The organism is Heliomicrobium modesticaldum Ice1, assembly GCF_000019165.1.
Taxonomy (GTDB): Bacteria; Bacillota; Desulfitobacteriia; order Heliobacteriales; family Heliobacteriaceae; genus Heliomicrobium; species Heliomicrobium modesticaldum.
In genome coordinates, this window is record NC_010337.2 from 1,328,299 (window position 1) to 1,352,500 (window position 24,202).

General features: G+C 60.2%; 23 protein-coding genes and 1 pseudogene (1 of these 24 cut by a window edge). 18 read left to right on the forward strand and 6 right to left on the reverse strand.

Annotated elements, in window-relative coordinates:
- Nucleotides 1-213: 213 nt before the first annotated feature.
- The 9 genes from panC (at nt 214) to HM1_RS05965 (ending at nt 9,136) form a co-directional block, all read left to right on the forward strand.
- Complete coding sequence (gene panC / locus HM1_RS05925) at nt 214-1,059, forward strand: pantoate--beta-alanine ligase (protein ID WP_012282402.1); 846 nt, start codon at nt 214-216, stop codon at nt 1,057-1,059.
- Between the two features lie 3 nt (nt 1,060-1,062).
- Nucleotides 1,063-1,461, forward strand: a complete 399-nt coding sequence (gene panD, locus HM1_RS05930) for an aspartate 1-decarboxylase (RefSeq protein WP_012282403.1) — start codon at nt 1,063-1,065, stop codon at nt 1,459-1,461.
- A 213-nt stretch (nt 1,462-1,674) separates the two neighbouring features.
- On the forward strand, nt 1,675-2,571 hold the full coding sequence (gene nadA / locus HM1_RS05935; RefSeq protein WP_012282404.1) for a quinolinate synthase NadA: 897 nt from the start codon (nt 1,675-1,677) through the stop codon (nt 2,569-2,571).
- A gap of 80 nt (nt 2,572-2,651) precedes the next feature.
- Entirely contained in the window at nt 2,652-4,256 is a 1,605-nt protein-coding gene (gene nadB / locus HM1_RS05940; protein WP_012282405.1) for an L-aspartate oxidase, read from the forward strand.
- 220 nt (nt 4,257-4,476) lie between these two features.
- Entirely contained in the window at nt 4,477-5,343 is an 867-nt protein-coding gene (gene nadC / locus HM1_RS05945) for a carboxylating nicotinate-nucleotide diphosphorylase (RefSeq protein WP_012282406.1), read from the forward strand.
- The gene (locus tag HM1_RS05950; RefSeq protein ID WP_012282407.1) at nt 5,333-6,334 is read left to right on the forward strand and encodes a biotin--[acetyl-CoA-carboxylase] ligase; all 1,002 of its coding nucleotides are present in this window, start codon (nt 5,333-5,335) and stop codon (nt 6,332-6,334) included. Before nadC ends, HM1_RS05950 begins: the two co-directional genes overlap by 11 nt.
- Nucleotides 6,318-7,106 carry a type III pantothenate kinase gene (locus HM1_RS05955; RefSeq protein WP_012282408.1) on the forward strand — a complete coding sequence of 263 codons (789 nt, stop codon included), beginning with the start codon at nt 6,318-6,320 and terminating at the stop codon, nt 7,104-7,106. Before HM1_RS05950 ends, HM1_RS05955 begins: the two co-directional genes overlap by 17 nt.
- A 229-nt stretch (nt 7,107-7,335) precedes the next feature.
- On the forward strand, nt 7,336-8,331 hold the full coding sequence (dusB, locus tag HM1_RS05960; protein ID WP_012282409.1) for a tRNA dihydrouridine synthase DusB: 996 nt from the start codon (nt 7,336-7,338) through the stop codon (nt 8,329-8,331).
- 244 nt (nt 8,332-8,575) lie between these two features.
- Entirely contained in the window at nt 8,576-9,136 is a 561-nt protein-coding gene (locus HM1_RS05965) for an isochorismatase family protein (protein WP_236995047.1), read from the forward strand.
- Between the two features lie 9 nt (nt 9,137-9,145).
- Here HM1_RS05965 and HM1_RS05970 read toward each other — a convergent pair whose 3' ends face one another.
- From HM1_RS05970 to HM1_RS05990, 5 genes are all read right to left on the reverse strand, one after another.
- Nucleotides 9,146-10,009, reverse strand: coding sequence for a chlorophyllide a reductase iron protein subunit X (locus HM1_RS05970; protein WP_012282411.1), 864 nt, complete (start codon nt 10,007-10,009; stop codon nt 9,146-9,148).
- Between the two features lie 208 nt (nt 10,010-10,217).
- Entirely contained in the window at nt 10,218-10,547 is a 330-nt protein-coding gene (locus HM1_RS05975) for a DUF3593 domain-containing protein (protein WP_012282413.1), read from the reverse strand.
- Nucleotides 10,540-10,983: a DUF2499 domain-containing protein gene (locus HM1_RS14535; RefSeq protein WP_012282414.1), complete on the reverse strand. Its 444-nt coding sequence runs from the start codon at nt 10,981-10,983 to the stop codon at nt 10,540-10,542. Before HM1_RS14535 ends, HM1_RS05975 begins: the two co-directional genes overlap by 8 nt.
- Before the next feature lie 11 nt (nt 10,984-10,994).
- Nucleotides 10,995-12,503 (reverse strand): nitrogenase component 1, encoded by a 1,509-nt coding sequence (locus tag HM1_RS05985; protein WP_012282415.1) that lies wholly within the window; start codon nt 12,501-12,503, stop codon nt 10,995-10,997.
- Nucleotides 12,504-12,506: 3 nt separating this feature from the next.
- Nucleotides 12,507-14,015: a nitrogenase component 1 gene (locus tag HM1_RS05990; RefSeq protein ID WP_012282416.1), complete on the reverse strand. Its 1,509-nt coding sequence runs from the start codon at nt 14,013-14,015 to the stop codon at nt 12,507-12,509.
- 349 nt (nt 14,016-14,364) lie between these two features.
- Here HM1_RS05990 and HM1_RS05995 point away from each other — a divergent pair, with 349 nt between their 5' ends.
- The 5 genes from HM1_RS05995 to HM1_RS06015 all read left to right on the forward strand — a co-directional run bounded on the left by HM1_RS05995 (nt 14,365) and on the right by HM1_RS06015 (nt 19,054).
- On the forward strand, nt 14,365-15,981 hold the full coding sequence (locus HM1_RS05995) for a hypothetical protein (protein ID WP_148207096.1): 1,617 nt from the start codon (nt 14,365-14,367) through the stop codon (nt 15,979-15,981).
- Between the two features lie 208 nt (nt 15,982-16,189).
- On the forward strand, nt 16,190-17,092 hold the full coding sequence (locus HM1_RS06000; RefSeq protein WP_187147817.1) for an alpha/beta fold hydrolase: 903 nt from the start codon (nt 16,190-16,192) through the stop codon (nt 17,090-17,092).
- Nucleotides 17,093-17,371: 279 nt separating this feature from the next.
- On the forward strand, nt 17,372-17,710 hold the full coding sequence (locus HM1_RS15140) for a hypothetical protein (protein WP_049754056.1): 339 nt from the start codon (nt 17,372-17,374) through the stop codon (nt 17,708-17,710).
- Between the two features lie 66 nt (nt 17,711-17,776).
- Nucleotides 17,777-18,043, forward strand: coding sequence for a hypothetical protein (locus tag HM1_RS06010; protein WP_012282421.1), 267 nt, complete (start codon nt 17,777-17,779; stop codon nt 18,041-18,043).
- A gap of 42 nt (nt 18,044-18,085) precedes the next feature.
- Entirely contained in the window at nt 18,086-19,054 is a 969-nt protein-coding gene (locus tag HM1_RS06015) for a bile acid:sodium symporter family protein (RefSeq protein WP_012282422.1), read from the forward strand.
- Nucleotides 19,055-19,168: 114 nt separating this feature from the next.
- Here the strand turns inward: HM1_RS06015 and HM1_RS06020 are convergent, their stop codons facing one another.
- On the reverse strand, nt 19,169-19,750 hold the full coding sequence (locus HM1_RS06020) for a flavodoxin domain-containing protein (RefSeq protein ID WP_012282423.1): 582 nt from the start codon (nt 19,748-19,750) through the stop codon (nt 19,169-19,171).
- Between the two features lie 197 nt (nt 19,751-19,947).
- On the opposite strand from HM1_RS06020, the gene HM1_RS06025 reads away from it, so the two are divergent.
- The 4 genes and pseudogenes from HM1_RS06025 to lysS all read left to right on the forward strand — a co-directional run.
- On the forward strand, nt 19,948-20,928 hold the full coding sequence (locus tag HM1_RS06025; RefSeq protein ID WP_012282424.1) for a hypothetical protein: 981 nt from the start codon (nt 19,948-19,950) through the stop codon (nt 20,926-20,928).
- The gene (locus HM1_RS06030) at nt 20,873-22,024 is read left to right on the forward strand and encodes a shikimate 5-dehydrogenase (protein WP_012282425.1); all 1,152 of its coding nucleotides are present in this window, start codon (nt 20,873-20,875) and stop codon (nt 22,022-22,024) included. Before HM1_RS06025 ends, HM1_RS06030 begins: the two co-directional genes overlap by 56 nt.
- Nucleotides 22,025-22,173: 149 nt before the next feature.
- Nucleotides 22,174-22,656 (forward strand): transcription elongation factor GreA, encoded by a 483-nt coding sequence (greA, locus tag HM1_RS06035; RefSeq protein WP_012282426.1) that lies wholly within the window; start codon nt 22,174-22,176, stop codon nt 22,654-22,656.
- A 123-nt stretch (nt 22,657-22,779) separates the two neighbouring features.
- Nucleotides 22,780-24,202: pseudogene (gene lysS / locus HM1_RS06040) on the forward strand (lysine--tRNA ligase) (it continues 49 nt past the right edge of the window).

The following is a 24,202-nucleotide window of genomic DNA, read 5'->3' on the forward strand; positions in this document are numbered from 1 at the left end:
GCGGGGAGCGGTACCCTTCCGCGCTGATCGCACGCCGGAGAACGGTTGACCGACAATGAAGGAAAACACCGCTTGAAACCGCTTGGAGCCCCCGGGGACCGAGACGGCGCTGGGTAAACGGAATAGGTCTGGATTGTCGTGGATAAACCAGAACCTCCTTCCCGCACCGTGTCCGGACGGGCATTCGTGGCAGGGAGGAGGCATTTATTTTTTATGCGTCTGATCGAGAGCATCCGCGAGATGACCGCATGGTCAAGAGAACAGGCCCGAGAGGGCCGCACCATCGGCTTTGTGCCTACCATGGGCTACCTGCACGAAGGACACCTCACCTTGATGCGGCGGGCGCGCGAGGCCTGTGACCGCGTCGTTGTCAGTATCTTTGTCAACCCTTTGCAGTTCGGTGCCGGAGAAGACTTTGCAGAGTATCCCCGCGACCTGATCCGGGACAGCCGGCTGGCTGAGTCGGCAGGTGTTGACGTGCTCTTTGCACCCTCGGCGCGGGAGATGTACCCGAAGGGGTACCACACCTTCGTCGATGTGGAGCGCCTGACTGAAGGGCTCTGCGGCGCCTCCCGACCGGGTCATTTCCGGGGCGTCACCACCGTCGTCTGCAAACTCTTCAACATCGTCCGCCCTGATGTGGCCTACTTCGGTCAGAAGGATGCCCAGCAGTTGGCTGTCATCCGCCGGATGACAGAAGACCTGAACCTTCCCGTCTCCGTCGTTGGCGTTCCTATCGTCCGCGAGGCAGACGGCCTGGCCATGTCTTCCCGAAACGTCTACCTGTCGCCACAGGAGCGACAGGCCGCCCTGGTCCTTTCCAGGGCGCTGGCGCGCGCCAGAGAACTCATCGAAGGCGGTGAGCGGGACGTAGCGCGGCTGCGCCAGATCATCACCGAGACGATCACAGCAGAGCCGCTGGCGGCGATCGACTACGTCTCTATTGTGGACAACCGGTTCATCCAGCCTGTCGAAACCCTGGCAGGTGAGTGTCTCATCGCCCTGGCGGTGCGCATCGGCAAAAGGCGGCTCATCGACAACATGGTTGTGGAGGTGTAGCAAATGAACCGGATCATGCATAAGTCGAAAATCCACCGGGCTACTGTCACGGAGGCCAACCTCAACTATGTGGGGTCCATCACCATCGATGAGGACCTGATGGACGCTGCCGATGTCCTGGAGAATGAAAAGATCCAGGTCGTGAATAATAACAACGGCGCCCGTTTCGAGACTTATGTGATCCCCGGCCCGCGCGGTTCCGGCGTGATCTGCCTCAACGGCGCCGCCGCCCGCCTCGTCCAGCCGGGCGACAAGGTCATCTTGATCACCTACGGCATCTATGACGACGCGGAAGCGCGCCAGCACCGACCGACGGTCATTTTTTTAGACGATCAAAACCGTATCATCGCCGACGCCCGCCGCGAGAAAGCAGGGGAGACGGCTCCAACAGGCGAAGCCTAATCGAGCTGTTCGCTTGTCGCAAGTGAAAACAGCGCGCCAAAGGAACTGGGCTTGTCCATCCGTTGGTGATTGTATACATGTCACTTGGTTGACAATCAAAAGTCCGCTGGGATAGAATAAAGCATACCTTTGCCTGTCTGGTTGACAGACTGGAGAACCGAAAGGGGTAGGCCCTTGAGTCCTCGCGCGATGGATCCGGAGAAGGTCGCGGCGATGTCCGACGCCGTCGCCAAACTGAAAAAAGAGCGCAATGCCGTCATTCTTGCCCACGTCTACCAGCGTCCCGAGGTGCAGGATGTGGCCGATTTTGTCGGCGACTCCTTGCAGCTAGCCCAGCAGGCCGCCAAGACCGACGCCGACGTGATCGTCTTCTGCGGCGTTCACTTTATGGCCGAAAGCGCCGCCATCCTCTCGCCGAACAAGATCGTCCTGCTGCCGGAGGAGAACGCCGGCTGCCCTATGGCCGATATGGTCACCGCTGACGCGCTTAGAAGGCGCAAGGCCGAGATCCCCGGTGTCCAGGTGGTCGCCTATGTGAACACATCGGCCGCCGTCAAGGCCGAAAGCGATATCTGCTGTACCTCGGCCAACGCCCTCAAGGTGGTCTCCGCCCTGCCGGAAGATCGGCCGATCCTCTTCGTGCCGGACCGCAACCTCGGCGACTGGATCACGCGGCAGACGGGGCGCGAGATGCATTGCTGGGAAGGCTACTGCAACACCCATGATCATCTCAGCGTCGACGATATCGAGCGGGCCAAAGCCGCCCATCCGGACGCCGAGGTGCTTGTCCATCCCGAATGCCGACCTGAAGTGGTGGCCAAGGCTGATTTTGTGGCCTCCACGACGGGGTTGATCCGCTACGCCCTCGAATCGCCGCGAAAATCCTTCATCATCGCCACCGAAGAGGGTGTCTTGCATCCGCTTCGCAAACAAGCGCCCGAGAAGACCTTTCATCTGGCTGCCCGGACCCTGATCTGCCCGAACATGAAGTCGACCAGCCTGGAAAAGGTGGTCTGGTCGCTCCAAGAGATGCAGCCGCGCATCACCGTCGATCCCGTCATCCGGGAGAAGGCCTTAAAAAGCCTGGAGCGCATGCTGGCCATTGTCTGACGCAATAGGAAAAGACATGCAAAAGGCAGCTGCCGGCGCGATGCCGGCGGCTGTTTTTCCATCGTAAGGGGGCCTGTGTAGTGTTCCGGCGTTACCTTGTGCCTTTCGAGCCAGATCAACTGCCTGAACAGGAAACGGACTTTTTGATCGTCGGCAGCGGCATCGCCGGCCTGTACACGGCGCTGCAAGCGGTGGCCTACGGGCGGGTGTCTCTGCTGACCAAACGCAAGGTGGAGGACTCCAACACAGGACAAGCCCAGGGCGGGATCGCCGCCGCCCTGGACCGTGGCGATTCGCCGTCGCTGCACCTGCAGGACACCCTCAAAGCCGGCGCCGGTCTCAACGACGTGACGGCTGTCGAGGTGCTCGTCAGCGAAGGGCCGACTCGCGTAGAAGAACTGATCCGGATGGGCACCCAGTTTGATACGATCGAAGGCGAACTGGCCTTGACCCGGGAAGGCGCCCACTCGCGCCGCCGCATCCTCCATGCCAGCGGCGACGCCACCGGCGAGGAGATCCGCCGCAGCCTCTGGGAACAATGTCGGCAGCATGGGCAGATCGAACTCTTCGAAAACACCCAGCTCATCGACGTGCTGCGCGACAAGGCAGGCCACTGCGCCGGGCTGCTCGTTTGGAACGCCGAATTGGGCTTACATATCCACCGGGCCAAGCTCACCGTCCTGGCCACAGGCGGCAACGGGCAGTTGTACAAGCTCTCGACGAACCCCGAGGTGACGACCGGTGACGGCATCGCCGCCGCCTTCCGGGCCGGCGCATCGGTGATGGACCTGGAATTCGTCCAGTTCCACCCTACCGCCCTCACCTTAGAGGGCCGGCCGCCCTTTCTGATCTCCGAGGCGGTCCGTGGAGAAGGAGGAAAGCTGTGCAACATCCGGGGCGATCGGTTCATGCCCCGCTACCACGAGTTGGCTGAACTGGCGCCGCGGGATGTAGTTGCCCTCGCCATCTGGAAGGAAATGGCCGAAACGGGCGCCCCCTCGGTCTTTCTTGACGTGTCTCACATGAGCGAGGAGGAGTTTTCCAGCCGTTTCCCCTGGATCTTCCGCACCTGCCGCAGCTATGGCATCGCTGTTCCCGAAGCGCCGATCCCTGTCGCGCCGGCGGCCCACTATTTGATGGGCGGCGTGCGCACTGACCTCTGGGGAGGGACGGACATCCCTCGCCTTTATGTCTGTGGAGAGGCCGCCTGCAACGGCGTCCACGGCGCCAACCGCCTCGCCTCCAATTCGTTGCTGGAAGGCTTGGTCTTCGGCGCCCGCATCATCGAGGGCGGTCTGCGCTGGCTCGAATCGTGGCCCCAGCGGGAACTCGCTCACGGCCCCTGGGGGAAAGAGTCTCTTTTTGACCGGTTGCCGGACGGGGAGAACCCTCGCGCCGCCGACCGGGTCGCCAACTCGGTCCAGCAGATCATGTGGGATAAGGTCGGCCTCTGGCGCTCGGCCGACAGCCTGACAGAGGCCTTGGCTGATCTGGTCGCCATCGATGAGCGGGAGGCGGTTCAGGGGACGGTGACGCGGGCCATGGAAGCAGCCAACATGCACCTGCTGGGCCGTCTGACCGCCCGGGCGGCTTTGCTCCGCAATGAGAGCCGGGGAGGCCACTACCGCGTCGATTTTCCCGAGCCTTGTGATACTTGGCGGCGTCACATCCTGTTGTCCTGTTAAGGAGCAGAGCAGCGAAGCACCCCCTATCCATAGGTTTGGTTCTACCCATGAATGGAGAGAGTGTAGATAGATCACTTTTCGAATCCCCGAGAACAGCCTGTTCTCCCTTTCGTGTTCTACGCATTCACAAAAAACGAAGAAAAATGAAGGAATCGAGAAATCCGTAGTAAAACAGGAAGCGCAGGGTGAGGATTCTTAAAAGCGTTGAGGAGGTGCGACGGTGGAACTCTTTGAACCGGAAGTCCGGGAAGTAGTCCTTCGGGCTTTGCGGGAGGACATCGGCCAAGGCGATCTGACGACGATGAGCCTGGTACCCGCCGATGCCCAGACCAAGGGGATCATCCATGCGAAAGAGGCGGGTGTCATCGCCGGCATGCCGGTGGCCCGCATCGTCTTCGAAACGGTCGATCCCGGCTTGATTTTTGAGGCCAAAGTGAAAGACGGCGAGCGGATCGACAAGGGGACTGTGTTGGCCGAGGTCCGGGGCAGCGCCCGATCGATCCTGATCGGCGAGCGCCTGGCCCTCAACTTCCTGCAGCGCCTTTCCGGGATCGCCACCAAGACGGCCCGTTGCGTTGAACAGGTGACCTACTACCAGGCGCGCATCGTCGACACGCGCAAGACGACGCCGGGCCTTAGAATGCTGGAAAAATACGCCGTCCGCATGGGCGGCGGCAAGAACCACCGCTTCGGGCTCTTCGACGGTGTCTTGATCAAGGACAACCACATCCGCGTCGCCGGCGGCATCCACCAGGCCGTCAGCCAGGTGCGCCAGGCTGTCCCTCATACCGTCAAGATCGAGGTGGAGGTGGAGGACCTGGCGGGCGTCGTCGAGGCGTTGGAGGCAAACGCCGATATCATCATGCTCGACAACATGGCCCCGGAGTTGATGAAAGAGGCGGTGCGCATGATCGGCAGCCGCGCCCTTGTCGAGGCCTCGGGCGGCGTCTCCGAAGAGGCGCTGGTGGAGATCGCCAAGACGGGCGTGCACCTCATCTCCATAGGCGCTTTGACCCACAGTGTGAAAGCGCTCGACATCAGCCTCGATGTGGAAGCGATCAAGCGGGGGAGAGACGATGTCTCGTAAAGCGATCCTGGAGGCGCTTTCGGCGGCCGAGGGATTCCTCTCCGGTGAAGACTTGAGCCGGCGCCTCGGCATCAGCCGGTCGGCCATCTGGAAACATATCGTCGCTCTCCGCCAGGAGGGCTACGCCATCGACGCTCATACCCGCCTCGGCTACAAGTTGCGCAGCCGGAGCGCCTACCTGCTGCCGGAAGAGGTGGAACCGCTCCTTAAGACGAAGCGCTTTGGCCGCCACTATCACTTTTACGCCAGCCTCCCGTCGACCAACCGCACCGCCAAGGAACTGGCCCGCCAGGGCGCGCCCGAAGGGACTGTCGTCCTGGCAGAGGAACAGACCGAGGGTCGGGGACGCCTGGGCCGCGGATGGTATTCTCCACCCGGGCTCGGCATCTATTTTACGATGATCCTGCGGCCGACCGTCCCGCTGGGCCTGGCGCCTCAAGTGACCCTGCTGACCTCGGTGGCTGTCTGCAAGGCCTTGGAAACGGTGGCCGGCGTGCAGCCGCAGATCAAGTGGCCCAATGATGTTCTGCTGAATGGGAAGAAGTTTTGCGGCACCCTGACGGAGCTGAACGCCGAGATGGAGGCCGTCAACTACCTCGTCGTCGGCACCGGCATCAACGTGAACCAGAGCGCCGGCGATTTCCCCGACGCGGTGGCTGCCGTGGCCACCTCCGTTCATGCGACAACAGGTGAAAAAGTGGACCGGGCGCGCCTGTTGGCGGCGGTGCTCTACTTTTTTGAGGCAGACTATGACTACTGGCTGGCATCCGGTTTTGATCGGTTGCGCGCCGAATGGCTGGAGCGGGCAGCCGGCATGGGGACGACGGTGCGCGTCATCGCCGGCCAGCAGGAATGGGTCGGCAAAGCCGAAGACATCGACAGCGACGGCGCATTGCTGGTACGGGACAGCGGCGGGAAACTGCGGCGGCTGATCAGCGGCGAAGTGAGCCTGCGACCGGAAGGGGGACAGGGCTATGATTTTGGCCGTTGATGTGGGCAACAGCCATATCATCCTCGGCGTCTATGAACTGGAGCCCCAGCCAGAGCTGCGCATCCATTGGAAGCTGTCGACAGACCGCAACCGCACCGCCGATGAATATGCCGTCCTGATCCGCAACCTTTTTCGCTTCGACGACATCGATCCAGGGCGCATCGAGGCCATCGTCATCGCCTCCGTCGTTCCGCCCCTGATGCCGACGCTGGAGCGGATGAGCCGCAGCTACTTCGGTCTTCAGCCGATCATCGTGGGACCGGGTCTTCGCACCGGATTGCCGATCGCCATGGAAAATCCGAAGGAACTGGGCGCTGACCGGGTGGTCAACGCCATCGCCGCCTTTGCGCGCTACGGCGGCCCGGTGATCGTCGTCGATTTCGGCACGGCCACCACCTTTGACGTCATCTCGGAAAAAGGGGAGTACTTGGGCGGGGCCATCGCCCCCGGCGTGGCTGTATCGACAGAGGCGCTCTTTGCCCGGGCAGCCAAACTCCCCCGCATCGAACTGGTTAAGCCGCAGCGGGTGATTGCCAAAAACACCATCAGCGGCATGCAGTCGGGCATCATCTTCGGCTTCGCCGGCCAGGTGGATGGCATCGTCACCAAGATGAAGGCGGAGCTGGGCGATAAGACCCGCGTCATCGCTACGGGAGAGACAGCCGATCTGATCGCTCCAGAGACAGCTACGGTGGACATGATCGACCCGCTGCTGACCCTGGAGGGGCTGCGGATCATCTACCAGCGCTTGCGGAAGGCGCTGAAACCGTAGGGTGCGCCCAAGGCCTGCCGAGGGGCGTCATTTACCTTGCTCAAGACAGGCAGCTCTCTGACAGAGCTGCAATCCTCCGCCGAAAACGGCGCACCCTGAACACAACGGGGCAAAAGGGAGCGCAACCGGCGCTCTGTCAATCGGAGGTACTGCGTTGCCGAACCATCCTGTGATCGAAACACCTCCCGGCGTGATCCAGCCGGAACAGGCGTCCGTCCTCCGGGAGACCGTGAAAGCAAAGGGCCTTGCGCCGCTGCGCATCGGCCCCTGGTCCGTTTTCCCGCCTGTTGTGGCGGCGCCCATGGCCGGCGTCACCGACAAACCCTTCCGGACGGTTTTAAAGGAACACCGCTGTCCCCTCGTCTATACGGAGATGATCTCCGACAAAGCCCTCACCTACGCCAACCGCAACACGATGGAAATCCTGGACATCACCGGCGAGGCGCGCCCCATCGCCGTCCAGATCTTCGGCTCTGAGCCGGCGGTGATGGCCGAGGCGGCCCGCATCGTCGAGGCCGCCGGGGCCTCCATCATCGACATCAACATGGGCTGCCCGGCGCCCAAGATCGTCCGCAACGGCGAAGGCGCCTGCCTGCTAAAGACGCCCGATCTGGCCGTCGATATCGCCGAGGCCGTCGTTAGAGCCGTCCAGGTCCCTGTCACCGTGAAGATGCGGATCGGCTGGTCGTCTGGGCGCATCGTCGCCCCGGAACTGGCCCCCCGCCTCGAAGCCGTCGGCGTTCAGGCATTGACGGTCCACGGGCGGACGCGGGAGATGTTCTACTCGGGTCAGGCCGACTGGTCTGTCATCGCTGAAACGGTCCGCCAGGTGTCCATCCCGGTCATCGGCAACGGCGATGTCTGGGAACCGGATGACGCCTTGCGCATGCTCGTCGAAACCGGCTGCGCCGCCGTCATGATCGGCCGCGGCTGCATGGGCAACCCCTGGATCTTCTCCCGCTTGGTCCACTGGGCTGAGACGGGCGAGATGCCGCCGCCGCCGTCGCCGGAGGAACGGATCAATCAGGCCCTCCTGCATCTGGAACACATCGTCGCCCTTAAAGGCGAGGAGCGGGGCGTCCGGGAGATGCGGGGCCATCTCAGTTGGTACTTAAAAGGAATCCGCGGCGCCTCGCGTCTTCGGGCGGAGATCAACCAGGCGCCGGACAGGGAGAGCGTGGTCCGGTTGCTGACGGAACACCGCGAACAGGTGCGCGGTCAGTGATCGCAACGCCCTTGTCGCTGGATTTTCACCCATGAGGCTCCCTTCTTACTGTAAATAAAAACTGACAACTTTGTTTGTGCAGTTCCGCTGTAACGCGGGTATTCAGGATCCCTTCTTACTATAAAAACTGGCAAGCCGTTAGAACGGCCGTGAGGCTTGTCCGACATTGGCCGGCAAAATTAGGATAAAGAGCAAGGCGCAAAATATCGATTTTATTGGTATTCATTGGAAGGGAGCGGAGAAAGTGAGCCACGGGATGGATAAATACCGCCTCCATGCCCCAGAGGTGGTGCTGATGGTGGTCGACATCCAGGAGCGTCTCGTTCCGGCGATGGCCGAGGGGGAGCAGGTGATCGGCAAAACGGGAATCCTGATCGCCGTCGCGCAGCGCCTGGGGATCCCGATCATCGGCGTCGAGATGTACCCCAAAGGTCTGGGAAAAACCGTGCCTTCTCTGGCCGATAAGCTCCGTCATGCCCATCGCTTCGAGAAAGTCACCTTTTCCGCCCTGACGGAAGAGGTGCGCCAATGCCTGGCCGGCCTGGGGAGGCGGAAAGTCATCGTCGCCGGCATGGAGACTCACGTCTGTGTCTTCCAATCCGTTCGGGATCTCCTGCAAGAGGGTTATCTCGTTTTCGTCGCCTCCGATGCCGTTTGCTCCCGTTCCAGTGCCAACTTCGCCAACGGGATCGACCTGATGCAGGAGATGGGGGCCACGATCTCCAATGTGGAGACGATCTTCTTTGACCTGATGAAGGGGGCGGCGACGCCCCTGTTCCGGGAGCTGTTGCCGCTGATCAAATGACGCCCTGTGCTATCGCTGAAACATCTCCTCCGCCGTCACCCGCTCCAGATGCACCTGCGGGATATCCCGGTAGATTTTCGAAAACGCTTCAAAATCCATCGGCTTCGGCAGCACGCCTGTCTCTTCCGGCAACCGCTGCACGAGGTCTTGGAAGAGCTTGTCGTAGGGCGGGATGTCGCTGACCAGTTGGAAGAGGGCGTTCAATTTCGCCACTTCCGGGTTGTTCGGGATCTTGGCCAGCACCTTGATGCCTACGGTGTCGCAGAACTGTTCGGCGTAGCCGCTGCCGTCGTCCTTGTTGATGATCATGCCCAGGATGCGGGACTTGCCGCCCAGTCTGGCGAAGGAGGCCACGGCTGAGCAGATGTTGTTCGCCACGTAGAGGGACTGGTGGTCGTTGCCGGCGACGAGGATGATCGACTTGGCGATGGACTTGCTGATCGGGACGCCGAAGCCGCCGCAGACGACGTCGCCCAGGAAGTCCAGGAAGACGTAGTCGAAGTCCCATTTGTAGAGGCCCATCTTCTCCAGGACTTCAAAGCCGAGGGAGATGCCGCGGCCGCCGCAGCCGATGGCCACTTCCGGGCCGCCGATCTCCAGGGCGTAGACGCCTTTGCCCTTGAAGATGATATCTTCCACGCGGGGCGTCGGTTCCACCTCGTCAGAGTGCTCGTTCAGTTCAGCCCAGTATTCCAGCAACGTCGGCGGGTTGACGCCGTTGAAGAGGATGACCGTCGAGTCGTGCTTGGGGTCGCAGCCGATCTGGAGGACGCGCTTGCCCAGGCGGGCCGTCGCGTTAGACAGGTTGGAGATGACGAAGCTCTTGCCGCTGCCGCCTTTTCCATAGACGGCGTAGAAATTCTTTTCCGACATGTCACCAGCTCCTATATGTTCTGTGCGAACGTACTGTACGGATTCGCTCCGCTTTCACCCGTTGCTGTTGCCCATGAGCCGTCCCATCGATGAAGTTTTCATCATGGCGTACCGCATCATGCCGTAGCGGTTCGACGGCTTTATTCTGCAACCAACCAAACCATCCCCGCACAAGCGGGAAAAGCCGCCCGGCCAAGGGCGGCCCTTTTTATTTTCCTCTGCCGGCGGCCTTGGCGTCAAGCTGTTTCAAGTGACGCCGCAGTCCCGAGAGGATAAAGCCGTTGGTGATGGTCAGCCCCGCTTCGGAGATGCCGTGCAGGTAGTCCACATGGCCCAAGGTGGGGGCGCCGAGGACTTTGACGGCGTAGAGGCCCGTGCAGGCGGTGAAAAAGACGAAACCGAGCATGGCCACGAAACCGTTGTAGGTGAGGGGGTGGACCAGTTCGGGGCGCTCCTTGCGCACCCGGTGTAAGACGTAGAGGAAGTAGAGGTAGGGGAAGATGGAGAGGGTCATCAGCATCTCAGCGGTGCTAGACATGGTCGCTCACCCCGCCTTCCCGGGTCGTCGCGTCCTTTGGTCCAGCCGATCCGCCCAACTCGAACGTTCCAACCGGCCCAACTGTTCCGGACGACCGAACTGTATGTGCTGACCGCGCCGACAGCGACGAGATGCGAAAGGTCTGCAGCGACCGCAGGAAGAAGAAGGCCCAGACGCCGAAGGCGGTGCTGCCGAGGAAGGTCAGGTAGCTCTGGGCGTCGCTCAGCCACTGTGCCGTGTCATAGGTCAGGTGATACCAGATGGCGCAGATGCCGCTCAGCAAGTAAGGGATCATCGCCCAGGGGAGGCGCTGGAGCCAGACCTGATTGAGGCGCTGGCCCAGTTGGTAGACAAGGATGACGGCGATCACCCATTCGACGAGGCTGGCGATATGGACGAACCAGGTGGGCAGGGAGAGAAAGCCGAATCCCAGCAAGGGCGACCCTCCTATCGTTTGAACCGGTTGTAGACCTGATCCACGTCGTCGGTGGTCACGTAGTCGCGGAGCTGCTCCTTGGCCAGTTTCTCGCTCTCCACCCGCAGCATCTTCGAGGCGCTGACGCGGACGAAGAAGGGCACCTTTTTGAGGACCTTTTCCATATGGGCCACCGTCTCTTCGGGCCAGCGGACCTCGCGGATGACGATGGAACCCTTCAGTTGCGCTTCCCATTCCTTGCGGGCGGCGTCCCGTTCGCGGCGGCGCTTGTCCTTTTCCGGCGCGTACTCGATGTGGATGTGGCTGTAGAGGATGTCGAAGAGCTCGTTGCTGACGAGCTGGGTCAGGTAGACGACGCCGTTGTAGCCCATAAAGGGGGTGCCGGTGGAGCGGCAGACGATCGGCATCGGCGTGGCCGCCGCGATGAAGCGCGTCGGCAGGATATGTTCGGTGATGTAGATCTTCTCGTTGATGCTGCCGAAAAAGAGGGTCGGCGGGTTCTCCAAGAGGGCCGCTTCGATGTCCATGGCCTTTTTCGAGCGCCAGCGGTCTGTCTTGACGCCGCAGGCGTAGGCCTCGAAGCCGAGCTCGTCGCGCAAGAAGTTGACGAGGCCCTCAGCGTAAGTCTTATGGGCGTAAACGCCGAAGGAATTCGTCCGGAAGATGTCCTGGTGGGGCGAGCGCCACACGTCCCAGAAGCCTTGCAAGGTCGTCCGCTTCTCTTTGGCGATGAAGGCTTCCGCTTCGGCGCGCAATCCGAGGGCGTCGCCGAGGCCGAGCAGAAAGGCCGTCGTCGCCTGCAATCCGATGGGCCCGAAGAACAGGGGCTTGCCCAGCGCCTTGCCGAGTTTTTGGCCGTACTCCTGGTAGAGGAGGACGTTGGCGTCAGCGTCGTCGAGGCGGGTTATGTCGCCCAGCTCACAGTCAAAGGGGAAGGCCACGTTCACCTCGGCGCCGATGCCTTCGATGAGGCGCTTGATCTCGGCAAAGTCGGCGTAGTGGTTGAAGTTGCCGTAGGTGGGGCCGAGGATGTTGACAAGGGGCTTTGCCGATGCTTTTTTCGGCAGGCGGGGCATCTTGGGGACCACATGCTCATAGAGGTAGAGCATGATGTCGTCGCGGGCTGTCAGGTCATCCACGTCGAGCGAGCGCGTGTGGATGTACCAGATGCGGCGGCCGTCGATCTCGGCCTCCAGCATGGCGCCTTCGCTGGAGATGATCTCGCTCTCGGCACAGGAGAGGATGAAGATGTTTTCATAGCGGTCGATCAGCTCGCCGCAGAGCTTGCGCAGTTTATGTAAGGTGCCGTCCAGCGCCACGTCCCCTTCGAGGATGTGGGTGGCATAGACGTTTTGCAGGTAGGGGATGGCGTCGGTGTAGTTAAGGGCCGAGTCGATGGGCACATAGTGGCAGCCGATGGGGCCGTCGACGATCACGCAGAAGTTGCCCCGCATCGGGGCCAGCACATAGAGGGCACCCCAGTAGCCGTTCGTCAGATCGACGTCGCGCATCATCTGCATCGGTCACTTCGCCTCCCTGCTGTTTTGGCCGCCCGCAGCGGGGCAGCCGGCAATGGCGCATCCCGGGGCGCAGTTCATGGCGCTCGCGCCGGCGCCGGTGTCGCCGCCAAAGCATGCAGCGCCGTCCATGGCGTCGCCGCAGCCGCAGTCGCTCGCCGCCGCCGCTTCCTCTGCCGAGCAGCCGCCCCAGACAGGAGCACCCCAGCCACAGGCGAAAGCGTCGCCCAGGTGCGCTTTCACTTCGGAGATGGCGATAGAACGCTCCATCTCGACATCTTGGAAGAAGGAGCGCACCCGGTTGATGGAGGGACGGGCTTTCAGCAGGTGGTGCATCAGGCTGAGGATGTTTTCGGCGCCGTGGGCTAAAAAGAGGGGCCGGGCGGCGATCAGGTTCGTGAAGTAGACAGAGGCGCTGCCCAGTTCCTTGCCCATGCCGGCCACGTCGGTGGCAGCCAGGGCGATATCGGGCTTGTACTTTTTCACGGCCACCAGGTCGTCGGCGGCCGATTTGCGGAACTTCACTTCCGTGCCGCGCGCCTGGAACCAGGCCACATCGGCTTCGCAAAGGGGCGATTTGCCGATTGAGGTGGACAGGTAGGGCACGTCTGCGCCGGCTTCGACGAGGATGCGGCCCACCAGGAACTCGATGCCTTCATAGCCGGCGACGGCGATGCGGACGCCTCTGAGGTTCAGCGGGCCATCGAGGACTTTTTGGACGGCGTCGCGCTCCTCCTGGGCGATCTGCTCAGCCAGCCCCATGTCGGCGCCGGTCGACTCGGCGATGGCTTTGATCCAGGCGTAGGTCATCTCTGCGCCGGCAGGGCCGCCGGTGATGTGGGGGATGCCCAACTCGCCGAACTGGCGCATCGTCCGCGTGTAGAAAGGATGCAAGCAGGCCATCGTGGAGACGTTCAGGGCTTTGCGGAAGTCGTTGATGTCCTTGGAGGGGACATGGGCGCGCAGCTTGAGGCCCATTTTTTCGAGGAGGTTCTCCAGGGCGATCGTATCGGCCGGGAAGACCTCGCCGATGGAGGCGACGGCCTTGGGCTCACGCAGTTTGTGATCGCCGAATTGGCGGAGCTTTTTGAAGATGCCCTCCATGGCCACGTCTTTGGCCTCGGCGTGGCTGCGGGTGCCGAAACCGGTCACGCGCAAGGGGATGATCTCAGGGAGCTCCCGGGCCATCTCGTCGATATCGATGCCGACGGTGGTGGCCACACAGAGGTTGATCACCGGGACGAACTCCGGTTTTTCTTCCTTAATGATCTCCTTGATCGCGTCGAGCAGCTTGTGGTGCAGGTTTTTGTCGGTGAAGTCGATCGAATAGAGCAACGGGGCGTAGATGGATTTACGTGCCGCGTAGAAGTGGGCGAGGAAATTGAGTCCGTAGTAGCACCCGTGGTTTCCCAGCAGAATAGGGAGAAAACCTTCCAGCCTTGTCAAGATGCGCAACGCGCCGAAGGCGGGACACGGGCTTTGGGTCGCCAGCTTGATGGACTTGATCGGTTCCATGGGCCCATCCCCTTTATTTAAATAATGATGTAAAATGGAACAAAGGTAACGCATTTCTTCGCCAAATTTGCAGAAGGTCCTAACGACTACTATAAACGAACTCGGTTAAATTGCAAGGATAAAAGTCACGTCCAGACGGGGCGCCCCTCCGCTGTGAGACAATTCATTTTCACAAAAAATTGAAAATTCATACTGCCTGTACTATAATCTGTCCTGTACATATGGGGGGTATGGGTTTTTCGGTACAGGACGCAGCAGGCTAAGGGACCCCAGCAAGGAAAGACGAACAGTCGGAACGAACCAGACAGTGCAAAAGAACGGACGAACATGAAAAAGGAGGATGACAGGATTGGCGGAAGATAAGCAATCACAAAGTGCGTCATCGGCGTGGCGACTGTTGCCGTCTTCACCAGATGCAGCGCCGCAGCTTGGACTCGAGCCGCAGTTGGACAGACAACCTCAGAAACCGCCCGCCCAGTGGCGGAAGCAGCTTTCCCAGACGATGAAGGCCGCTGTTCTTGTCGTCTCCGGCGTGGCCCTATTGTCCGGTGTCGCGACGGGTTGCGCGAAAAACGCAGGTGCCCCGGGAAGCGGCGCAGCGCCTGGCGGGACCACCGGAACGCCAGCCGCCTCGACGGTGAAACCCCCGGGAGACTATGTGATCTTGGCCTGGCAGTCCATTGGGATGAAGTGCACCAGCGACAACGACAAGTATTTCAGTTTTCACACCCCCGGCAACGATTTATGGGCGCAGGTGATCAAACGGGGTGACCCGCCCGTCGTCGTCACGGACGGCATCAAGCTCAGCTATGAGGCCCCGGAGAACCACAACGAACCTTCTAAGACGATCAACTTCTGGGACTATGCGAAGATCACCTTGAAAAAGGACATCCAGCCGAACACCGGTAAGACAGGCATGCCCGCCGACAGAGGCGAGTTCACCCTCGATAAGGCGAAAAAAGCCTGGACCGCCATTGGCATTCCCGTTTCTCCCTATAATGACGATGGCAAAGTAGACGCCTATCCCATGTTCACCATTCGCGCCACCGACGCCGCGAGCGGCGAACTGCTCGCCGAGACCAAGATGGCGGCGCCGGTCAGCGGCGAGTTAGGCTGCTACATCTGCCACGGCGGCACGCCGAACAAAGACGGCATCGGTCTCTCTGATGCCACCGCCCGCGACATCCTGGCAGACCACGACAAGAACGTGGGCACCAACCTGCTGGCCGAGGCGGAAGCCGGCCGGCCTCAGTACTGCCTCGACTGTCACGCCGCCAATAACGTGGGCGCGCCGGGCAAACCGGACGTGCTGTCCATGTCGGCGGCCCTCCACGGTAAGCATGCCCAGTACATGCAAAACGGCTCCATCGAGACCTGCGGCCTCTGTCACCCCTCGTCGGCGAAAGGCCAGGTCTACTGCCAGCGTGACGTCCATCGCGGCTTCGGCATGGACTGCATGAACTGCCACGGCACCCTGCCGGAACATGCCGCCTCCGTGTTGATGAAGCAGAAGGACCTGCCGGCGGCCCAGAAGTCGCTGGAACGGCTGAAGCCCTACCTGCCGGAAGGCTTTACGGAGGCCAAGCCGCGGGAGAACTGGATCAACCAGCCCGACTGTCTCTCCTGCCACACGAAGGATCACACCAAGGCCAGCACCAAGTCCAGCTCCTATAACCAGTGGATCACGGAAAAATCCCACCTTTACCGCTTTGAAAAAGCCGACAAGGGCGACATGATGTGCGCCGCCTGCCACGGCTCTCCCCACGTCGTCTACCCGGCCTCGGAGGCCCTCGGCTACAGCGAGATCAACTATCAGCCGAAGACCTACCAGGGCTTCGCCGGTCCCATCGGCGCCAACGGCAACTGCACCGTCTGCCACTTGAGCGAGCCGGCCGACAAGCACTACCACCATAAGAACCAAGACCAGCCCTTCTTGCCGCCCCAGTTCTCTAACGACCCGAAATAGCGAATGAGGCTGTTGCGGCAAAATGGCGGCGATTGCTCGAAAGGGCAGCGCCGCCGAATTGAACAGGGGGCTAGACGAACAAAGGCAGCGCCCTCCTTCTGAGGGAGACGCTGCTTTTTCTTTTTTTTCCGGGCAATTTGCCGAGAGGGACGAGGGAGAATATAATAGTCCGATCGGTGCGGACAAATACGGCCCTGTGAGGGATGTTATGCCCGTCCAGCAGTTGAACGGCACACGAATCTATTATGAGGTTTACGGGCACGGCGACCCAATCATCTTCATCCCCGGCATCGCTGTCAGTCATGGCATGTGGGCGCCTCAGGTGGAGACCTTTTCCCGGACAAATCGGGTGATCCTCTACGATGTGCGAGGGACGGGCCGCTCCGGCCCCATGACCTGGACCACCCGTCTCACTGATCACGCCCGCGATCTGGCGGCTTTGTTGCGGTTTTTGCAGATCGAAGGGGCCGTCGTCTGCGGCGTCTCTTTCGGCGGCGTCATCGCCCAGCGTTTCGCCCTCGATTACCCCCACCGTTGCCGCGCCCTGGTGCTCGTGGACACCTTCAGCGAACTCGACCCTGCCGACAGCGAAGAAGCCGCCTTGATCCGGATGACCTGGCTGGCGTCGCCCCTCTTTTTGCTGCCCAAATCATGGCTGACGCCGATAATTTTGAATATGTACAGCCGCTGGCCCTTCGCCCAGCGACATTTGCGGAGCGAGATCCCCAAGATCCGCGGCCTCGACGCCATGAAAACACGCTGGATGATCCGGGGTGTCAACCTGACGGGGGAACTCAGCCGGATCCAAAGCCCCTGTCTCGGCATCGTCGGCGGGGAATCGACTTTGGCGATTCGCCTTATGCAACGGGTCGTCGACGCCATCCCCGGGGCGTCGTTGGAGCAGGTTCCCCATGCCTTTGATCCCACCTCCCTGACAGGGCGGGAAGACTTTGATCGTCTTCTGGGTCGCTTCTTGCAGTCGCTGGGAGCGACGGAGCAAGGGGAGGAAACAAGCGGCCCTCTTTCACAGGCGATGAAACAAGCAGGCAGAGCGTCGATAAGCAATGTCATCCGCTTCCGCCCGCGCCGCGAAGCGATCGGCAAAAGCTAACCTTACAGACAAGGGCAATCCTCGCAGCAGGATCGCCCTTTGTTTTGCCCTTTGCCCTGTTCAATTTTCCAATGAAATGCCATTTGGACTTGTACCCATTCGCTGTTCCCATCATAGCCTAATAGGGAAGAAATGGAGGGAGATATTTATGGTATCCGAAGAATTGCAACATGACATTCTCTTGATCGTCGCCACGGTCCTGTTCGTCCTGTTAGCGATCCCGGTCTTTGCTGAAGAGACGTCTACGCCGACGGTTATTGCATAGTAAGGGGGATGACGATGAGGAAGGGAGGGGAAGGTAAGGAAGGGCAAAACAGCGGGAAGGGCAACAAGACAGGTAACGGCAACGGGAAAGGCAACGACCATTGCAACGGTCAGCAGGGCAATAAAAAGAAAAAGCCAGCGCTGGTGACACTCAATCCGTTGAAGGCGGCGGTGATTGTGGGCCTCCTGAGCGACGCCTTGATCGTCGATTCGCTCCTGGTCGACCGGTCGCAGCAGGTCCAGATCGTATTGACGGGCTCCTTGCGTCGGAAGACGCCCCTTGACAAGATGCTTGATGAAATCGGCGACCAGTCCTTTGATGATGTTCTGCAGGCACTGCTGCGAAGAGCCTAAGCGTCTTTCGTTAGGACCAAAGGATTTGTCCTTCCTCTGTCGAACATAGAGGCAGGAGGTGGGCGAATGCGCAAATCCGTCGATGTGGAGAAGTTGGCCCAGGACATCTTGAACGAGATTGGGGAACGCTATCTGGAAGAGATTGAAGCGGCGATCGCCCTGATGGATGACGGTAATAAAGACGAGATGAATGCTGTTTTACTATACGCCATTGTGTCAAGCCTGAAGTGCCATTCGGAACGATTCGCTATCCGGTTGGTGCAGAAAGTGGTCGACCATATGCATGAGAAGTGGGAAGAAGCGAAGATGAATGAGCATAAAAACAAGTTGTAAATTGCCGGCTTTGAACAAGGGACAGCCTGGAGGTTGCATGCCATGTTGAGCCGGTGGGTCATCGCCTTTCACCGTCTGCTGGAGCGGGGCATGTTCATCCTGATCCCGGGGGCCTTGCTTTTTGGCAACATCTTTTGGACAACCCTGCAGGAACAAAAAGCCTGGGTCTACTGGCTCTTTGGCTACATGACCTTTTTGGGGGCGCTGAACTGCTCCTGGGGCCAGTTTCGCGCCCTCTTTCGCGAGCCAGTCCTGTTTCTGACGTCTCTGCTGCTGGCCCACGGACTGGTCCCGGCGGCGGCCTTCGGTCTGGGGATGCTCTTTTTTCCGAGCGACGCCCAGACGGTGATGGGGCTGGTCATCGGTTCCACCATCCCCGTGGCGATCACAGCCTCGGTCTGGACTAACATCACCCAGGGCAACAATTCTTTCGCCCTAGCCCTGGTCGTGCTGGACACGCTGCTCAGCCCGCTCATCCTGCCCCTCTTCGCTCAGGTGATCTTGCATGTCTCCGGTCACCTGCCTGTTGAGCGGCTCATTGAGGATATGCTGCTGATGGTGGTGCTGCCGTCGTTGCTCGGTCTCTTCCTGCACCCCTACCGCTTCTGGGATCCCCAGGGGCCTTTGCAGGCCGGTTTGAGCGCTCTCTCCAAGCTCGGCCTTTTCCTTGTTGTCGCCATCAACGTGGCGATCATGCACGATTATCTGGTTCTCGGCTGGTCGAACGCCCTGCCCATCTTGGCGAGCCTCTTTTTGCTCAACAGCATCGCCTACCTGCTGGGCTATGGCGCCGGCCGTTTCCTGGGGCGTCCCCGGGAGGATGTCATCGCCCTGACCTATTCGAGCGGGATGCGCAACATCGCCTTGGGTGTGTTGTTTTCCACGGGATACTTCGATCTTCGCGTCTCCATCCCGATCGTTTTTATGACCTTGCTCCAGCAGCCCATGGCTACCATCGTCAACCGCCTTTTCCAAGCCGGACCGCGCAAAAAGGCGGAGGTCCGGGCATAGTGGTTTGGCATTCCGCTTAAGCAGGATGGAAGAAGACAAAAGCGAGGCCAGCGCTGAAGGCAAAGCGCTGGTCTTTTTCATGGGATAAGGCTTTCCTTTTTAGCAGCGTTTTATTTATAAGATTTCCTTTTCGGAAGTCTTCGGCTTGTTCGCCGCCTCGTCGCCGGAATCGGCCTTGCTCCCTGCGCCGTCGCCGCTGCCTTCGGCCGCCGCCGACCGGGCGGCATTGACCCGTTCGGCGAAAGCGGCGATCTTTTCTTCGGACAGGTTGCTGTAGTCCTCTTTGATCTTCGTGACCATGCGGAAAGCGATGCGCTCGAAGAAGCCCAGTTTGTCCTGATAGACGCGGCCGCCGAAGTTCTCCGTCAGGAAGGCCCTTCTCAGCAGCTGCTCGGGATAAGCGGTCTTGATCTCGGCCTCGCTTTTCTTTTCCAGCATGCCGCAGATGAAGAGGGCCAGCCGTTTGGCCATGATATAGCGCCAGTTCTCTCGGACGAACTGTTTGAACTCCCGTTCGATGTCGCCGCCGTAGATGGGCACCCCAAGGATGACCGTATCGCAGGCGCTCCAGTCCGGTCCGACCGGGTTTTTCCGGACATCGACGATTTCCACTGAGTCGTCGATCAGGTCGGCCAGGCGTTTCGCGCAGTATTCCGTGGTGCCCCGTTTGCTCAGGTAACAGATTACCGTGCTCACGTGATCACTCCTAATTATCAATCTTAAGTTTCCTGGCAGGAGATTCTCTGCTGGAAACTGCCCCTACCGGGTATAAAATACCATTTAAACCATGGCGGGGCAAGTCCGGGGGGTGGATGGCACATAGGGAGGGGCCAAGTTGGTTATGCTCATTGTCAAGCGGTTTTTGCTGCAGAAAAAAGGTGGAGGCGTCCCTGTTGAAACGTGTCGTCAGCATCTCCCTGGGATCGTCTAAACGGGATCACCAGGCGGAGGTGGAGGTCCTCGGAAAAAAAGTCCGCCTAGAGCGCCGCGGCACGGACGGCAACTACGGCCGGGCCATTGAAATGATTCGCGCCCTTGACGGACAGGTTGACGCTATCGGCTTGGGCGGCATCGATCTCTACCTGCGCGCCGGCAACCGGCGTTACACCCTGCGTGACGGGCGGCGTCTGGCCCAAGCGGCTCGGCAGAGCCCTGTCGTCGACGGCAGCAATCTCAAAGAGCACTGGGAACGACAGGTGGTGGAGACGCTGGCTGCGGACGGTCTGATCCATCCGGGACAGCAGGTGTTGCTCCTTTGCGCCGTCGATCGCTATGGCCTTGCAGAGGCCTTTGTCCAGCAGGGTTGTCAGGTCACCTTCGGCGATCTGATGTTCGGTTGCGGCCTTCCCTTGCCGATTCGCAGCTTGCAGGCATTAAATCGTTTTTCTCGCGTAATTATTCCAGTGATCAGTCAATTGCCCTTTCATTGGCTCTATCCAACGGGCAGTCGGCAGGAGCAGATAAAACCCCGGTTCCCTCACGTGTTCCGGGAGGCAGAGGTTGTCGCCGGGGATTTCCACTTCATTCGCCGGTATATGCCGGCGGACATGCGAGGCAAGATTGTTCTGACCAACACCGTCACCGATGCGGATGTTCGGTTGCTCAAAGAGCGCGGTGTCGATAGGCTGGTCACGACGACGCCGGAGTTGAGCGGACGTTCCTTCGGGACGAACGTCATGGAGGGACTGCTGGTCGCCTTGGCGGAGCGGAGGCCCGAGGAGATCACCCCGGAGGAGTACCGCCATTGGTTAGCGCGGTTCGGTTTTCAGCCTCGCCTGGAGAAGGTGTCTTCCCGGCAGACGACCGCAGGAGGTCGGCATGAAACGCTTTGCCTTCATCATTCATCCCCTTACCGTTGCGGACATAGCCCGTAAGTTTCCCTGGGTCCGCTGGTTCCCCGAATCGCTTGTTGAAGGGGTCTTCCGCTGGGCGCCGCCGGTGCGGACAGCGCGCTGCGAGGGGATCCGGTCGGGATACAGTCAGGTGGACGGCCTGTTCATCGCTTGCCCGCTGACAACGCGGCAGATGTTGTCGCTACCTGAGGAAACGGTGCTTGCGAAGGTGGAAAAGGCTTGCCGCAAGGCCGTCGACTTGGGCGCGCAGATCATCGGCCTCGGCGCTTACACCTCCATCATCGGCGATGGGGGAGTGACACTGGCGAAGCGGTTACCCGTCCCGGTGACGACAGGGAATTCCTATACAGTGGCGACGGCCCTGGAGGCGACGCGCCTTGCCGCCGAGAGGCTCGGTTACAAACTCGACCGCGCCGCTGTCGTTGTCGTGGGCGCCACTGGCTCCATCGGTGCCGTCTGCTCTCGGTTGCTTGCCCGGGAGGCGAGTGACCTGACGCTGGTGGCGCGCCGCTTGGACCGGCTCGATCGTTTGGCCTACCGCATCCTCCATGAAACAGGTCTCTCCGTGGGGGTGACGACCGATATGGCCGGCGCCCTCCGCCGAGCCGACATCGTCGTCGCCGTATCGAGCGCGGCTGATGCGATCATCGAGCCTGAACACCTGAAAGCGGGATCCCTCGTCTGCGATGTGGCCCGGCCCAGGGACGTGTCTCGCCGGGTGGCCAAGGAACGGCCTGACGTTCTATTGATCGAGGGAGGTGTCGTCAAGGTCCCCGGTGATGTGAACTTCGGGTTCAACTTTGGCTTCCCGCCAGGGTTGGCCTACGCCTGCATGGCCGAGACGATGATCCTCGCCCTGGAGGGGCGGCGGGAATGTTTCTCCCTTGGTCGGGAACTTTTTATCGACAAGGTGGAGGAGATCACCCGCTTAGGCCGCAAACACGGCTTTTCTCTGGCTGGGTTGCGTAGTTTTGATCGTCCCTTAAGCGAATTGGATGTGGAGCGGGTCCGCAAAAGCCTGTTCAGACCGCCGCGAACGGCAGCCGGAAGTCAAGAACTTGATGTTGACAATATTTTGCAACCTGGATATAATACGAAACTAAAGATGGTGGAGTAAGCAAGCACTGCCCGGCCGCAGGCTTTTTACGGCTGTTAGGCAGTGCTTATTCAGTGTAGCCTCACATGTTACATGACACCGCATGAAGTTTCGGGAGTGAAACCGCGTAAAGGACACATTTTTGATTTGAAGGATAGGGGAGCGAATGTATGGAAGAAAAACAAGTGATGCTGACGGCAGAAGGCCTAAAGAAATTGGAAGAGGAACTGGAGTTCTTGAAATCGCACAAGCGCGGGCAGGTGGCCGAACGGATCAAGCAGGCCATCGATTACGGCGATATCAGCGAGAACTCCGAGTACGAAGACGCCAAAAACGAACAGGCCTTCGTCGAAGGCCGAATCATCACCCTGGAGAAGATGCTCCGCAACGCCAAGCTGATTGAAGGCGGCGAGGGTGAGACCAATGTGGTGACTATCGGCGCCCGTGTCCTCCTCAAGGATCTGGAGGACGATTCCGAATTCGAATACACCATCGTTGGCTCGGCCGAAGCCGACCCCAGCCAGTCAAAGATCTCCAACGTTTCCCCGGTGGGTAAGGCCTTGCTCGGTCAGCCCAAGGGCGCAGTCGTCGAGGTGCAGGTGCCTATGGGGAAGATCAAGTACGAGATTGTGGACATCAACAAGAAGGGGTAGACCTTCACCGGACTCATTTATCCTTTATTCGGCGGCGGCAAAAGGTGTAGAATGAATCGAAGGGCCAGGAAGACCTGGCTCTTTTGAATGCGCCGGGAGGAGACAAGCATTATGGAAAAAAGCATGCTGGAAATGGAAAAGAACGAACTGATCAAGGTCCGCCTGGAAAAGCTGAACGATTTGAGGGAGAAAGGCATCAATCCTTTCGGCGACCGTTTTGAAAGGACCCATCACGCCGAAGACATCAAGGCAGGTTTTGATGCCCTGGAAAACCAGACGGTGCGCCTCGCCGGCCGGATGATGGCCCGTCGCCACCAGGGCAAGGCCGGTTTCGGCAATCTGCAGGACATCACCGGACAAATCCAGATCTATGTTCGTCGCGACGATGTGGGGCATGAGGTCTTTGAGCTTTTCGCCAAGGCGGACATCGGCGATATCTACGGCGTCGAGGGCCATGTCTTCAAGACCCAAAAGGGTGAGATCTCCATCTGGGTCAAGCAGTTTGTTTTGCTGACCAAGTCGCTCCGCCCCCTGCCCGAGAAGTTTCACGGCTTAAAGGACGTAGAGCTGCGCTACCGCCAGCGTTATCTGGACCTGATCATGAACCCCGAGGTGAAGCGGACTTTCGTCCTGCGCAGCAAGATCATCCGCGCCGTCCGGGAGTTCCTCGATGAGCGGGGGTATCTCGAAGTGGAGACGCCGGTGCTGCATCCCATCGCCGGCGGTGCCACCGCCCGTCCCTTTATCACCCACCACAACGCCTTGGACATGAAGCTGTACATGCGCATCGCCCTGGAGCTGCATCTTAAGCGGCTGATCGTAGGCGGCTTTGAGCGCGTCTACGAGCTGGGCCGCATCTTCCGCAACGAGGGATCTCGACGCGCCACAACCCTGAGTTCACCATGATCGAGATCTACCAGGCCTACGCCGATTTCAATGATATGATGGAACTGACGGAAAATCTCGTCGCTTCTGTGGCCCAGAAGGTCTTGGGGACGACTCAGATCACCTACCAGGGTGAGGAGATCGACTTGACGCCGCCTTGGCCGCGCCTGAACATGCTTGACGCCATCCGGCAGTACGCCGGTGTAGACTTCCATAGCATCACCGATGACGCGGCGGCCCGGGAAGCGGCGAAAAGCATCGGCGTCCCTGTCAATGAGACAGACAGCCGTGGCGATGTGATCAACACCGTCTTCGAGGAAAAGGTGGAAGAGCACCTGGTACAGCCCCGTTTCATCATCGGCCATCCTGTAGAGGTGTCGCCGCTGGCCAAGCGCAACGCCACGCAGCCCCAGTTCACCGATCGCTTTGAGGTCTTCATCACACGCCGCGAGCTGGGCAACGCCTTTTCTGAGCTGAACGATCCCATCGATCAGCGGGAGCGCTTCGTCCGCCAGCTTGCCTTGCGCGAGGCTGGTGACGAAGAGGCCCATATGATGGATGAGGATTTCCTCAATGCCCTCGAGTACGGCATGCCCCCTACAGGCGGTCTGGGTATCGGCATTGACCGACTGGTGATGCTGCTCACCGATTCGCCCTCTAT